Origin of the sequence: Phenylobacterium sp. (genome assembly GCF_030654915.1) — a bacterium.
Taxonomy (GTDB): domain Bacteria; phylum Pseudomonadota; class Alphaproteobacteria; order Caulobacterales; family Caulobacteraceae; genus Phenylobacterium.
Window position 1 is genome coordinate 1 of the sequence record NZ_JAURWM010000370.1, and the last position, 13,325, is coordinate 13,325.

7 protein-coding genes are annotated in these 13,325 nt (G+C 66.3%); 4 read left to right on the forward strand and 3 right to left on the reverse strand.

Annotated features, from left to right (window positions below; genetic code table 11):
• Window positions 1–112: 112 nt before the first annotated feature.
• Together Q7T84_RS18965 and Q7T84_RS18970 are read left to right on the forward strand one after the other, a co-directional pair.
• Window positions 113–1,567 carry an MFS transporter gene (locus Q7T84_RS18965; RefSeq protein WP_304812076.1) on the forward strand — a complete coding sequence of 485 codons (1,455 nt, stop codon included), beginning with the start codon at window positions 113–115 and terminating at the stop codon, window positions 1,565–1,567.
• Window positions 1,568–1,642: 75 nt separating this feature from the next.
• On the forward strand, window positions 1,643–3,121 hold the full coding sequence (locus Q7T84_RS18970) for an MFS transporter (protein ID WP_304812078.1): 1,479 nt from the start codon (window positions 1,643–1,645) through the stop codon (window positions 3,119–3,121).
• A 40-nt stretch (window positions 3,122–3,161) separates the two neighbouring features.
• On the opposite strand, the gene Q7T84_RS18975 is transcribed toward Q7T84_RS18970, so the two are convergent.
• From Q7T84_RS18975 to Q7T84_RS18985, 3 genes are all read right to left on the reverse strand, one after another.
• A complete protein-coding gene (locus Q7T84_RS18975; RefSeq protein WP_304812081.1) occupies window positions 3,162–4,799 on the reverse strand; it encodes a pilus assembly protein in 1,638 nt (545 codons plus the stop codon).
• 110 nt (window positions 4,800–4,909) lie between these two features.
• Entirely contained in the window at window positions 4,910–6,709 is a 1,800-nt protein-coding gene (locus Q7T84_RS18980; RefSeq protein ID WP_304812084.1) for a M2 family metallopeptidase, read from the reverse strand.
• An 88-nt stretch (window positions 6,710–6,797) separates the two neighbouring features.
• On the reverse strand, window positions 6,798–6,971 hold the full coding sequence (locus Q7T84_RS18985) for a hypothetical protein (protein WP_304812087.1): 174 nt from the start codon (window positions 6,969–6,971) through the stop codon (window positions 6,798–6,800).
• 170 nt (window positions 6,972–7,141) lie between these two features.
• On the opposite strand from Q7T84_RS18985, the gene Q7T84_RS18990 reads away from it, so the two are divergent.
• Complete coding sequence (locus tag Q7T84_RS18990; protein ID WP_304812088.1) at window positions 7,142–8,608, forward strand: NAD-dependent succinate-semialdehyde dehydrogenase; 1,467 nt, start codon at window positions 7,142–7,144, stop codon at window positions 8,606–8,608.
• A gap of 177 nt (window positions 8,609–8,785) precedes the next feature.
• On the forward strand, window positions 8,786–13,325 hold a 4,540-nt coding region (locus tag Q7T84_RS18995; protein ID WP_304812090.1), incomplete at its 3' end, for an alpha-2-macroglobulin.

Here is a 13,325-nt window from a genome sequence, read left to right on the forward strand (position 1 = left end):
CGGCGAACTCCGCTCATCGAACTGCTTGCCAGGATCGAATTCATACCGAATATTCGAAGGTCAGGAGATCAAGGCGAAGACCTCGACCCCTGACTCACCTGGGGAGGATGAGATGGGCAAGGCTCAAGCGGCGGACTCCGCCGATGGATCAGGCGCGCGACTCAGCGTTCGCGCAAAGACCTTCTACGGCGTTGGTTCGGTGGCCTTCGGGGTCTCGACCCTCGGTCTGTCGTCGGCGGTGCTGCAACCCTATCTCAACCGGGTGATCGGCCTGCCGGCCCTGTGGGTCGGGACGGCGATCATGCTAACCCTGATGCTCGACGCCCTCATTGACCCTGCGGTCGGCCAATGGTCGGACAAGCTGCGGACGAAGTGGGGCCGCCGCCACCCGTTCATGTACGCCTCCGCGCCGCTGGTGGCGGCGGCCTGTATCGGCTTCTGGAACGCGCCGGCCGACTGGCCCAAGGAGGCGCTCGGCGCCTACCTGATCGGCATGCTGGCCCTGCTGCGCATCTGCGTCAGCCTCTACGAGGTGCCGAGCCAGGCGCTCGCCCCCGAACTGACCAGCGACTATCACCAACGCACCAGCCTGTTCAGCTACCGGTTCTTCTTCGGCGTGATCGGCGGCTTTGGCATGAACGTGGTGCTCTACCAGTTCTTCCTCAGTCCCCAGAACGGCGGGATCCTGAACCGCGAAGCCTACGGCCACTACGGCGTCCTTGCGGCCGTCGTCATGGCGGTTTCGATCCTGGTTTCGGCCATCGGCACCCACCACCACATTCCGCGCCTGGCCGTCCCGCCCCAGCGCCAGGTCAAGCTGTCCCAATTGCTGCGCGAGATCGGCGGCACCCTGTCCAACCGCTCGCTGGTGGTGGTGATGGTCTCCGGCCTCTGCTCGGGGATCGCCACGGGCATGACCGGCGCGCTGAGCCAATATTTCTATCTGGAGTTCTGGGGCCTGACGGCTTCGCACATATCCTTCCTCGCCCTGGCCTCGGTGCTGGCGTCGTTCGCCGGCATCGCCATCACCGGGCCGGCGTCCAGGGCCTGGGGCAAGAAGCATGCGATGATCGGCCTGTTCGGAGTCGCCACCACCACCGCGGCTCTGCCCATCCTGTTTCGACTGCTCGGGCTGATGCCGCTCAACGGCTCGCCCTGGGTGTTCGCGATCCTCTGGACCGACGCCTTCGTCGCCACCACCCTGGCCATCGGCGGCTTTATCATCATTTCCTCGATGATCGCCGATGTGGTCGAGGACGCCGCCGTGGCCACCGGCGTGCGCTCCGAGGGCCTGCTGTTCGCCGCCAACGGCCTGCTGCCGAAGTTCACGGCCGGGATCGGGGTCTTCCTGAGCGGCGTCCTGCTGACGGTCGTCGCCTTCCCGATCGACGCGGCGGCCGGGTCCGCGCCCCCGGAAGTGATGCGGCGCCTGGCGCTGATCTATCTGCCGCTGACCTTCGCGGTGAACACGCTCTCGATCCTGGTCCTGTTGTTCTACAAGATCGACAAGGACATCCATGAGCAGAACGTCGCGACCCTGAACGCGGCGGGGAGCATGGCGGAATAGGACGCTCGAAACCTTCCGCTTCCCTCGGCTAGCCGGTCGCGTCTACAAATCAGGAAACCATCCCGAGGAAACGCCGTGGCCGAAGCCGTACCCAAAGCTCAAACACCGGGGAAACTCAGCATCCCCACCAAGCTTTTCTACGGGGTTGGCTCCATCGCCTTCGGGGTGAAGGACCAAGGCTTTTCCTACCTCCTGCTGATTTTCTACAATCAGGTGGTCGGCCTGCCCTCGGCGACCGTGGGTCTTGCGATCATGATCGCCCTGCTGTTCGACAGCCTGCTGGACCCGATCATGGGCCAGGTTTCGGACAACTGGCGTTCGCGCTGGGGACGTCGCCACCCGTTCATGTACGCCGCCGCCCTTCCGGTGGCCGCATCCTACCTACTGCTCTGGAATCCGCCGCAGGACTGGTCGCACGGGGCGCTGTTCGTCTATCTGATCGTCGTCGCGGTGATCATCCGCAGCTTCATCACCATGTACGAGATTCCCTCGGCCGCCCTCGCGCCGGAGCTGACCAGCGACTACGACGAGCGCACCAAGGTCCTGGCCTATCGCCACTTCTTCGGCTGGTTCGGCGGGCTGGTGATGACCGTCCTGGCGCTGAAGGTCTTCCTGACGCCTGACGCCGAGAACCCCATCGGGCAGCTCAACCGCGCCGGCTACCAGACCTACGCCCTGGTCGCCTCGGCGGTCATGTTCGTGGCGATCATCGTTTCGTCGCTGGGCACCCATCGCCACATCGCCAACTTCAAGATGCCGCCCCAGCGCAAGATCTCGCTGGGCCAACTGGCCAAGGAGATGTTCGGCACCCTGACCCACAAGTCCTTCCTGGTGCTGATGGGCGCTGGTCTGTTCAACGCCATGGCCGGCGGCCTGGTGCTGTCGCTCAGCCTCTACTTCAACACCTATTTCTGGCAGCTTCCATCAGGGCAGATCGCCATCCTGGCGATGGCGAACTTCATCTCCGCCATCCTGGCCTTCGCCCTGGCCGCCCCGCTCTCAAAGCGCCTGGGCAAGAAGACCGCCGCCCAGATCACCAAGGTCCTGGCCTTCGTGATCGCCTTCACCCCGATCAGCCTGCGACTGCTGGGCCTGTTCCCGCAGAATGGCGACCCCTTGCTGCTGCCGTTGCTCTTCGTCCAGACCGCGCTGTCGACCGCCTTCACGATCACCTCGGCCATCCTGATCTCCTCGATGATCGCCGACGTGGTTGAAGATAGCGAACTGCGCACCGGCCGGCGCTCGGAAGGCCTGTTCTTTTCCGCCGCCGCCTTCGTCTCCAAGGCGGTCTCCGGCGTGGGGATCTTCGCCTCGGCGATGATCCTGCTGGCCATCGGCTTCCCGCAGGACGCCAAGCCTGGCCAGGTCGGCCAGGACATCGTCAACAATCTGGGCGGGGTCTACCTGGTGGTCCTGGCGGCGCTCTACGGCGCGGCCATCCTCTGTGTCTCGCTCTACCGCATCACCCGCGAGGGCCACGAGGAAAGCCTGCGCAAGCTCGCCGCCCAGGCCGAGCTGGCCGAACGGGGCGAGTCCCCCGAACAGACCGGCTGATACAAGATCGGCGCGCCGGGATCCCCGGCGCGCCGACCTGCTATTTCGAGATCCGCAACGAATTGATGTCCTGGGCGATCGCCCGGAACGCCACCTTCAACTGCGTGCCGTTGGCCGGCATATAGACGTACTCAGGCGACGTCGCGCAGTCGCTCATGAGCTTCTTGACCTTGGCGTCGCTGCCGACGTTAAAGCCGACGGTGTAGACGAAGACGCCCTTGGCCTTGATGTTCCTGCAGAGCTGGTCGGCCTGAGCGAAGGGCTCGCCGTTGGTCGCGGTGCACTTGATGTGGTCAGCGGCGTTGCCGCTGCCCGTCCCGGCGTCGGACGCGATCACGCCCTTGCAGTAGGGGGTGTTGAACGCGCCGTCCGTCATCAGGATGACCACCTTCAACGTCTGGGGCTTGTTGTAGGGCGCCGGCACGCTATCGGCGCTGGCGGTACTCACGAATGGCCCCCACTCCGGCGACACCATGTACCAGCCCCACGCCAGACCGATCTGGCCGGCGGTGGAACTCGAATCCGTCAGGCCATCGATCCGCTGCTTCAGCAGAGCTTTATTGGCGGTCAGCGGCATGATCTCAGCTGACGCGCACGGGTTGTTGGGGTTGCTCGCCGGCTGATAAAGACGCCCCACATGCGCGACGCTCGGCGCGGCGTCCGTATAGGCCTCGCCTCCCACCCGCTCGCTGACACATTGCGTGCTGTCGAACGTCACCAAGTTGTTGCTGGCGTTTTGCAGGCTGTACTTCCGGCAGCCCTCTTTCAAGCATTGCGCACCGGCGTCGGACCTCAAAGTCCCACTGACCGACCCTGAAAGACCATTGAGCGAGAACTTGTCGTTCGTCTGCCAGGTGACAACATACTCCTTGTTGTTGATGCTGTTGCTGCCAACGGAAACGCCCATATTTTGCAGGAGAACTCGGTCCCCCGTCGTCAGGCCATGCTTGGTGCTGGTGACATCGATGCGCCAATTGTTGTTGCCAAGACTCGTCCTCTCCACCGCGGTGATCGCCGTCGCGCCCACCAGCGCACCGCGTGCGGCGTCAGCGAAGGACCCGACCTTCACGCCGACGGCGTAAGGAACCAGGGCGACCTTCGTGTAGAACGGGGTCTGCTGTTCCTTGATGACCAGGGTGACCAGATCGTTGGCCGCGCTGCGCAGGTTGGCCATGTTGTCTTTCATCGACCCGGTCGTATCGAGCACCAAGGCGACTTCGACATTGTTCGAATTGCGCAGGACTTCCGAACTGGCCTTCAGTGTTCGGTCCCAGATCTTCGGACCTATGCCTGGCGCTTCAATCGTCGCGGTGCCAGTGACGGTGATCTTGTCCGCCCCGAGCTTGAAATCCGAGGAGACAAAACTCTCGTTCGGCAGCCTCAAGTTCGTCAATAGCGCAGCTTCGCCCACCTCCTTTAGCCCCGCGTCGGTTATCTTCTCCGACCGGGCGGCGTAGAGCGTCGCAGTGTCTAGGGCGTCCTGCAGTTCGGCGCGCTTGGTGGTGGCCAAATAGACATCGACCAAGCCGAGGGCCGCGGGCGCCAACAATAGCAGGCCGACCGCGAAGAAGACCGCCGCCGCGCCGCGCTCGTCGCGCAGGCCGGCTTTGAACTTGGCATGCATTCGCGCCTTCAGGCGCGACAGCAGCCACTCAACTCGATTGATTTTGGTGTCCACGCCCGGCCCCCTTTTGAGGAATCTCCGGGAATTTGGCAGGGCACGGTAAAGGAAGCGGCGCCAGACAAGGTTAAGGCATAGCTTAATCCCTATCCGACGCCGTCACGGCCTTACCAGCCGCAGTTTTCGCCCTTGTTCTGGACGGTCAGCCAAGCATTCAACGGCTGGAAGTATTCAGCCACTGCGCTGGCGTCAGCGGTCTTTTCGCCCGTGAAAGTGGCCAAGGCTTCAGGCCAGGGCTTCGAGGCGCCCATTTCCAGCATGGCGTTGAACTTCTGGCCCATCTCTTTCTCGCCATAGACCGAGCAGCGATGCAGCGGCCCCTTCCAGCCGATCTGCTGGCAGGCCGCGCGGTGGAACTGGAACTGATAGATGTGGGCCAGGAAGTAGCGGGTGTAAGGCGTGTTCCCAGGCACATGGTACTTCGCGCCCGGATCGAACGCGTCGGCCGGACGATCACCGGGCGGGGCCAGGCCCTGGTACTTCAGACGCAGCTTCAACCAAGCGTCGTTGTAGTGGTCCGGCGTCACCTCGCCGGAGAACACCTCCCAGCGCCAGCGGTCGACCATCAGGCCGAACGGCAGGAAGGCGATCTTGTCGAGCGCCATCTTCATCAGGAACGGAATGTCCTCGTCGGCGCCCGGGGCCTGGTCGAGCAGTCCGATCTGCTGGAGATAGGTCGGGGTTAGCGCCGACAGGCCGACGAAGTCGCCGATCGCTTCGTGGAAGCCGTCGTTCGCACCGTTCTTGAACAGGAACGGCTGATCCTTGTAGGCGCGCTGGTAGTAGTTGTGCCCCAGCTCATGGTGGACGGTGTAGAAGTCCTCTCCATTGACCTTGGTGCACATCTTGATGCGGATGTCGTCGCGGTCGTCGATGTTCCATGCCGAGGCGTGGCAGACGACTTCACGGTCGCGCGGGCGAGTGATCATCGAGCGCCGCCAGAAGGTCTCCGGCAACGGGCTCATCCCCACCGACGAATAGAAGTTCTCTCCGGTCTTCACCATCTTGATCGGGTCATAGCCCTTGGCCACCAGCAGCTTGTCCAGGCTGTAGCTGGACGCGGCGCCCTTGGGCTGCACGACGTCGTAGATGTTGCCCCACTGCTGCGCCCACATGTTGCCCAGCAGGTCGGCGCGGATCGGACCGGTGCGCTTTTGCACGGCGTCGCCGTACTTGTCGTTGAGCTGAGCGCGCACGTAGCAGTGCAGGTTTTTGTAGAAGGGCTCGACCTGCTTCCACAGCCGGTCAGTCTCGGCCGCGAAGGCGTCGGGATCCATGTCGTAGTTGGAGCGCCACAAGGCGCCAGTGTCCTTGAAGCCCAAGCCCCGCGCGCCTTCATTGGAGAGCGCGGCGAACTTCACGTAGTCGGGCTTGATCGGCTTGGCGATCGAATGCCACCCCTCCCACACCGCTTTCAACTCGGCCGGATCACGGCTATCGGCCAGGATTTCCTCGGCGTCGTTGAGCGTCAGGGTCTTGCCCTTGTGCTGAAACTTGCCGCTGGAATAGGTGGAATCCATGCGGGTGGTCAGGGTCGCCAGCTCCGCCGCCGCACCGGGACGGTCGGGAGCCGGCGAGACCAGGTAGAGCTTCAGCAGCTTCAGCTTCCGCGCGGTGACCGGATCGACCGCGACCCCGTTGTACTTGGCCGCCTGCATGGCGTAGCTGGTGGCCAGCGCGTTCTGCTCGCTGGTCGCCTTGGCTTCCAGCCACTGGGTGTCCTCGGTAATGTTGGTGGCGCGCACCCAGGACGAGCGATTGACGTAGGGGCTGAAGGCCGCCAGTTCGGCCTCGGCCTTGTCGACGAACGCCTTGGCCTCTGCGGCCGTGGGCTTGGAGCCCTGGGCATAGGCTGGCGCGAAGACCAGCAAAGCGACCGCCGTGGCGGCCAGCAATTGGGATTTCATAACAAGAAACGTCCCTGAGCGGAGAATGCGGCATGCGCCGCGCTGCCCGCAAAGGAGCGTCAGCCAGGGTTACCGTCAAGGTTCGTGGTTAGGCGCGGGCTTCCGAGGCCGCCATACGGATCGCGCTCTCAACCGCCGCCTGGGCGGCCGATTGGCTCAGGTCGAGGCCCTGGGCGACGGTCTCGCCCTCCTCGTCGAAGATCCGCCAGGCCCAGCCGGATTCGGCGTGAGCGAGGGAGTAGGCGAACGGAAAATCCGTCATAAGCGCCTCCACAAATCTATGCTGCACTGCAGTATGTCGCTTCAATGACACCCACAACGCCCACCCGAGTCAAGCGTTGCGGAAAGTGCGCCGCAACACGAAAAAGTTGATCGGAGCCTATTGCAGCCCCTCGCGCTAATAGTCGGGCGAGCGTCGATGGAGGAATTCCAATGTCAGATCAACCGCCTGTGGACCACCTGAAGGCGCTGGGCCGGGCGCTGATCCGCGAGGCGGCGCTGGTCGACGGCCAATGGATCGCCGCCGGTGACGCCGCCATCGCCGTGCAAAATCCCACCGACGGTTCGCGGCTCGGACGGGTACCGAAGCTGTCCGCCATGCAGGTCGATCAGGCCATCGAAGCCGCCGCCGTCGCCTTCCCCGCGTGGGCCCGGACCAAGGGCAAGACGCGGGGCGAAATCCTCCACCGCTGGGCCGCCCTTGTCGCGGCGAACGAGGACGGCCTCGCGGCCCTGATCAGTCTGGAGAACGGCAAGCCCTGGAAGGAAGCCCTAGGCGAGATCCGTTACGCCAACTCGTTCATCAGCTGGTTCGCCGGAATGGCCGAACGCCTGGACGGCAAGGCCATCGAGAGCTCGAACGGCGAGGACCTGATCCTGGCGTTCCGGCAGCCGGTCGGACCGGTCGCCGCGATCACTCCCTGGAATTTCCCCGCCGCCATGATCACCCGCAAGGCCGCAGCTGCTTTCTGCGCCGGTTGCCCGGTGGTGCTGAAGCCGGCCTCGGCCACCCCGTTCACGGCCCTGGCCCTGGCCGCCCTGGCGTTGGAGGCCGGCGTTCCCGAGGGCTGCTTCTCAGTCGTCAGCGGCGAGCAGGACGTGGTCGGCGGCGCGCTGACCGGCTCGGCGCTGATCCGCAAGCTCTCCTTCACCGGCTCAACATCAGTCGGCCGCAAGCTCGCCGCTCAGTGCGCGCCCACCCTGAAGCGCATGTCGATGGAGCTAGGCGGGGCCGCGCCGCTGCTGGTGTTCGACGACGCCGACCTGGAGGTGGCGGTCAGTGGCACGGTGGCCGGCAAGTTCCGGGCCGGCGGCCAGACCTGCGTCTGTCCCAACCGAGTCTATGTGCAGGCGGGGATCAAGGACGCCTATCTGGAGAGGCTGACCGCTAGGGTCGCGGCGCTGAAGGTCGGCGATCCTTTCGCTCCTCACACAGATATTGGGCCGCTGATCGACGAGAAAGGCGTGACAAAGGTTGAAGACCACATCGCCCGCACCGTAGCGACGGGCGGCAAGGTGCTGACCGGCGGCCAGCGCCTTGAGGGCCGTTTCTTCCAACCCACCGTGATCGCCGGCGGCGACGACGAACTGTTCCGCCACGAGGAGACCTTTGGCCCGCTGGTTCCGGTCTTCACTTTCGACACCGAGGAAGAGGCTATCACCCGCGCCAACGCCTCGGAATTCGGGTTGGCGGCCTTCCTGTTCTCCGACGACCTGAACCGCGCCATGCGGGTGGGCCGGGCCATCGAGGCCGGCATCGTCGGGATCAATTCAGGCCTGATCTCCAACGCCGCTAATCCGTTTGGCGGGGTCAAGCAGTCGGGGTTCGGACGTGAAGGCTCGACCTATGGGATAGACGACTACCTGCAAGTGAAAGCCCTGACCCTGGCCCTGCGGTGACACTTGGGCGCGCCATGCTTGTGGATCCCCGTCACAAGAGCCTAGGGAACGAATGGAGCGGGGTTCGGGCCTAGCCCGCAGGCTGCCTAAACCCGCCAATAACGCCACCGTCGATTGACACGAGGCGTTGTTCAAGTCCCATCAGGACTGCGACAGACTGTCAGTCGAGAGGGGCCTATGCCGAGCGACGAAACGCCGACCGCTGGCGCGCAGACGCCTCGCCAAAACTGGTGGACGAAGGTTCGCGCCAGCCGGGTGCCGGGGCTGCTGGCGGCCGGCCTGTTGGTCGCGGCCTTCGGCGGCGGCGTGCTGGCGGCCAAGGGCTTCGATGGCCTGTCGTTCGGCAAGCCCGAGGCCAGCGCCAAGCTGGAGCCCGGCGCCCAGGGCTGGTCGTTGTTCGGCAAGCCGCGCGCGGCCGGCGCCGCCCGTCGCGGCATCCCCAAGCCCGAAGGCTTCGCCGTCTGGCGCCACCGCATCGACACCAGCCGTGCCGAGCCGCAGGCCTGCGTGGAACTGACCCGGCCGCTCGATCCGTCGAAGTCCTACGCCGACTTCGTACTGGTCTCGCCCGACCTAGGCTCCAGCCCCGCCGTCTCGGTAAAGGGCGCCGAGCTTTGCGTGGCCGGGACCGGCTTCACCGACCGCCGCGTCACCCTGCTCAAGGGCCTGCCCGCCAAGGGCGGCGAGACCCTGGCCGCCAACGCCGACATCGACTTCACCTTTGGCGACAAGCCGCCCTATGTCGGCTTTGCCGGCGAGGGCGTGATCCTGCCGCGCGAAGACGCCGACGGCATCGGCATTGAGACCGTCAATGTCAGTCGCCTGCAGGTCGAGGTCTGGCGTGTGGTCGATCGCAACCTGGTCCGCAAGTCGATCAGCGCCCCCGATCCCACCGGCGAGGGCCAGTACCCCGACGATTACGGCTCTGACAGCCCGGACGACGAAGGCCGCGTGGTCTGGAAAGGCGAGCTACCCGTCACCACGCAGGGCGCAGGCGAGCGCACCACCACCGTGTTCCCGCTCGGCGCGGTGCTAAAGGAGATGAAGCCCGGCGCCTATGTGATCAAGGTCCGCGACGGCTCCGGCGGCCGCGCGATCAAGACCGGCGACGGCGACAGCTATGACCCCAATCCCCCCGCCCAGGCCCGCCGCTGGGTGGTGTTCACCGACATGGCCCTGCTGGCCTATGACGGCTCCGAGGCGCTGGACGTCGTGGTCCGCTCGCTGAAGACCGCCAAGGTCATGCCCGGCGTCCGCGTGGCGCTGGTGGCCCGCAACGGCGAGGACTTGGCCGAGGCGCGCAGTGACGCCCAAGGCCGCGTGCGCTTCGATCGCCCCCTGCTCGATGGCGAAGGCGCGGCCGACGCCAAGATGGTGATGGCCTATGGCGCTGACGGCGACCTGGCGGTGCTGGACCTGGACCGCGCGCCGGTGGACCTGTCGAAGCAAGGCATCGGCGGGCGCACCGACGAAGCGGCCGGCACCTCGGGCCGCTCGGTCGCCTCGGCGGTGGACGGCTATCTCTATACCGACCGCGGCATCTATCGCCCTGGCGAGACGGTCCGCCTGAACGCCCTGCTGCGCGACCGCGAGGCCAAGGCGGTGAAAGACCGCAAGGGCGTCATCGTGGTTCGCCGCCCCTCGGGCGTGGAGTTCAAGCGCTACGCCTTCGACAAGGCGCCGCTGGGCGCGATCGCCACCGACATCGCCCTGCCCAAGAGCGCGCCGCGTGGCCGCTGGAGCGCGCGGCTGGAAATCGACGGCCTGGACAAGCCGGCCGGCGACATCTCGTTCTCGGTCGAGGACTTCGCCCCCCAGCGATTGGCGGTCACCGCCGTCGGCCAGGAGCAGGTCCCGCTCAAGGGCGGCGAAACCCGCAAGATCGACGTCACCGCCCGCTTCCTCTACGGGGCGGCCGGGGCCGGACTGCAGACCCAGGGCGAGGCGCGGCTGCGTGTCGATCCCAACCCATTCCCGCAGTTCGAGGGCTATCAGTGGGGCGACCAGCGCCAGCCGTTCGAGGAGAAGTTCCTGGAGCTGGGCCAAACCGTCACCGACGGCGACGGCCGCGCGATCCTGGCGCTCTCATCAGAGGCGGCCGGCGACACGCCACAGCCGCTGCTGGCCGTGTTCACCGCCAGTGTCTTCGAGCCCGGCGGCCGGCCGGTGCGCGAAGGGCTGAACCTCAAGGTCCGCACCAAACCCGTCTATCTGGGCGCCAAGATCGATCAGGGTGACGCCCCGGCCGGTGGCGACCCGACGATCTCCGTTGACCTGATCGCCGCCAACGCCACGGGCCAACGCATCGCCGCCATTGGCGTCAGCTACAATCTGATCGCCGAGAACTGGGACTATGACTGGTTCCAGCAGGACGGCCGCTGGCAATGGCGACGCACCAGCCGCGACGTGGTCGTGGCGCGGGGCACGATGAACATCGCCGCCAGCCAGCCCGCGCGCATCTCGCGCCGCCTCGGCTGGGGCGACTATCGCCTGGAGCTGACAGGCCCCGGCGGCGCCAAGAGCGTCATCCGCTTCGCCTCCGGCTGGGGTTCGCCCGCCAAGGACGTCGAGGCGCCGGACTTCGTGCGCGTCAGCGCCGGGACCAAGGCCTACGCCCAGGGCGTCACCGTCGAGATCACCCTCAAACCGCCCTATGCCGGCGAGGCCCAGATCGCGGTCGCCACCGACCGGCTGATCGACTTCAAGACCGTCACTGTCGGCAAGGACGGCGCGACCGTGCGTCTGAAGACCAGCGCCGCCTGGGGCGGCGGGGCCTATGTGCTGGTCAGCGTCGTACAGCCGCGCGACCCGGTCGCCTCGCCCAAGCCGCGCCGGGCGCTCGGCCTGGTCTATGTGCCGCTCGATCCCAAGGACCGGAAGCTGAGCGTCGAGCTGAACACCCCGGCCAAGGTCGACTCCAAGGCCATGCTGGAGATCCCGATCACCATCAAGGGCGCCGGCTTCGGCGGTCGGGCGCGGGTGACCCTGGCGGCCGTGGACGAGGGCATCCTGCAGCTCACCAAGTTCCAGAGCCCCGATCCGGTGAAATGGTACTTCGGCAAGCGGGCGCTGACGCTCAACTACCGCGACGACTATGGCCGCCTGCTCGATCCCAACCTAGGCGCGCCGGCCAATGTGAACTTCGGCGCGGACGGCATCGGCGGCGAGGGCCTTACGGTCACACCGATCAAGACCGTCGCCCTGTGGTCGGGCGTTGTCGAGACCGGCATGGACGGCAAGGCGGTGATCAAACTGCCAGCCCCGGAGTTCAACGGCGAACTGCGACTGATGGCGGTGGCCTGGACCGACACCGCGGTCGGCTCGGCGTCCAAGCCGCTCACGGTGCGCGAGCCGGTGGTGACCGAACTCGCCTTGCCCCGCTTCCTGGCGCCCGGCGACAAGGCGTTCGCGACCCTGGAACTGCACAACCTGGAGGGTAAGGTCGGCTCTTACATCGCCGAACTGACCTCGCAAGGCGGCGTCATCGCGCCGTTCCGCAAGGCCTTCGAACTGGCGCTCGGCCAACGGATCGCCGAGCGGATCGCGTTCAACGCTCCCACCCGCGCCGGCATCGGCAAGATCGGCTTCAAGGTCACCGGCCCCGGCTTCTCCACCGCCCGCGACTATCCGATCCAGACGCGGCTGGGCTGGAGCCCGATCACCCGCACGACCTATGAACTGCAACAGCCGGGCGCGGCCTATACCCCGGCGCCGGGCCTGCTGGCTGGACTGGCGGCCGGCGATACGACCCTGCAGATCAGCTACTCGCCGTTCCGTGGGTTCGATCCTGGCCCCATCGCGGTGGCCCTGTCGCGCTATCCGTTCGGCTGCACCGAACAGACAGTGTCGGCCGCCTATCCACTGCTCTATGCGGCGGAAGTGTCGAACGACCCGAAGGTCAAGCGGTCGTCGGCGGCGCTGGGCGGCGCGGTCGGACGGCTGCTGGATCGCCAGACCCTGGACGGAGCCTTCGGCCTCTGGCGGGTCGGCGACGGCGAGGCCGATCCCTGGCTCGGCGCCTACGTCACCGACTTCATGCTTGAGGCGCAGAAGGCCGGCGCGCCGGTGCCGCAAGAAGCCATCGACCGCGCGCTGTCGGCCATGCGCCAAGTCTCGCGGCCTGAGGGCTGGGCCTCGGTCTCCTACCGGATGGAATATCCGCAGTCGTGGGCCGGCTCGCCCGAAGCCTCCAAGAAGGCGACAGAGCGGATGCGCAGCCGCGCCTCGGCCTATGCGCTCTATGTGCTGGCCAAGGGCGGACGCGGCGATCTCGCCCGCCTGCGCTGGTGGCACGACGTGCAGATGAAGAACGAGGCCTCGCCGCTGGCCAAGGCCCAGGTCGGCGCCGGTCTGGCCTTGATGGGCGACAAGGCGCGCGCCCGCTCGGCGATGCGTCAGGCCGCCCGCTCGCTCGGCTTCCGCGACGACAGCGACTGGTATCAAAGCCCGTTGCGCGACGTGGCCGCCGTGGTGGCCCTGGCCTATGAGGCCGGCGACGTCGAACTGGCCCGCGGCCTTCAGACCCGCCTGGAAAACGCCGTGAAGGATCCGGACTCCCTCAACACCCAGGAACAGGCGCGCCTGCTGCAGGCCGCCCACTGGATGCTGAAAGCGGCCGGAGCCATCAAGATCGACGCCAAGGGGGCCATCCCGCTGGGCGCCACGGGCGGCGCGCCGCGCTGGGCGGTCGGCAAGCTGGCCGAAGCGCAGTTCACCA

Excerpts from the sequence above, each read along its gene's own strand:
- Q7T84_RS18965 (WP_304812076.1), top strand. The coding sequence starts at position 113 with ATGGGCAAGGCTCAAGCGGCGGACTCCGCCGATGGATCAGGCGCGCGA.
- Q7T84_RS18980 (WP_304812084.1), bottom strand. The coding sequence starts at position 6,709 with ATGAAATCCCAATTGCTGGCCGCCACGGCGGTCGCTTTGCTGGTCTTC.
- Q7T84_RS18985 (WP_304812087.1), bottom strand. The coding sequence starts at position 6,971 with ATGACGGATTTTCCGTTCGCCTACTCCCTCGCTCACGCCGAATCCGGC.
- Q7T84_RS18990 (WP_304812088.1), top strand. The coding sequence starts at position 7,142 with ATGTCAGATCAACCGCCTGTGGACCACCTGAAGGCGCTGGGCCGGGCG.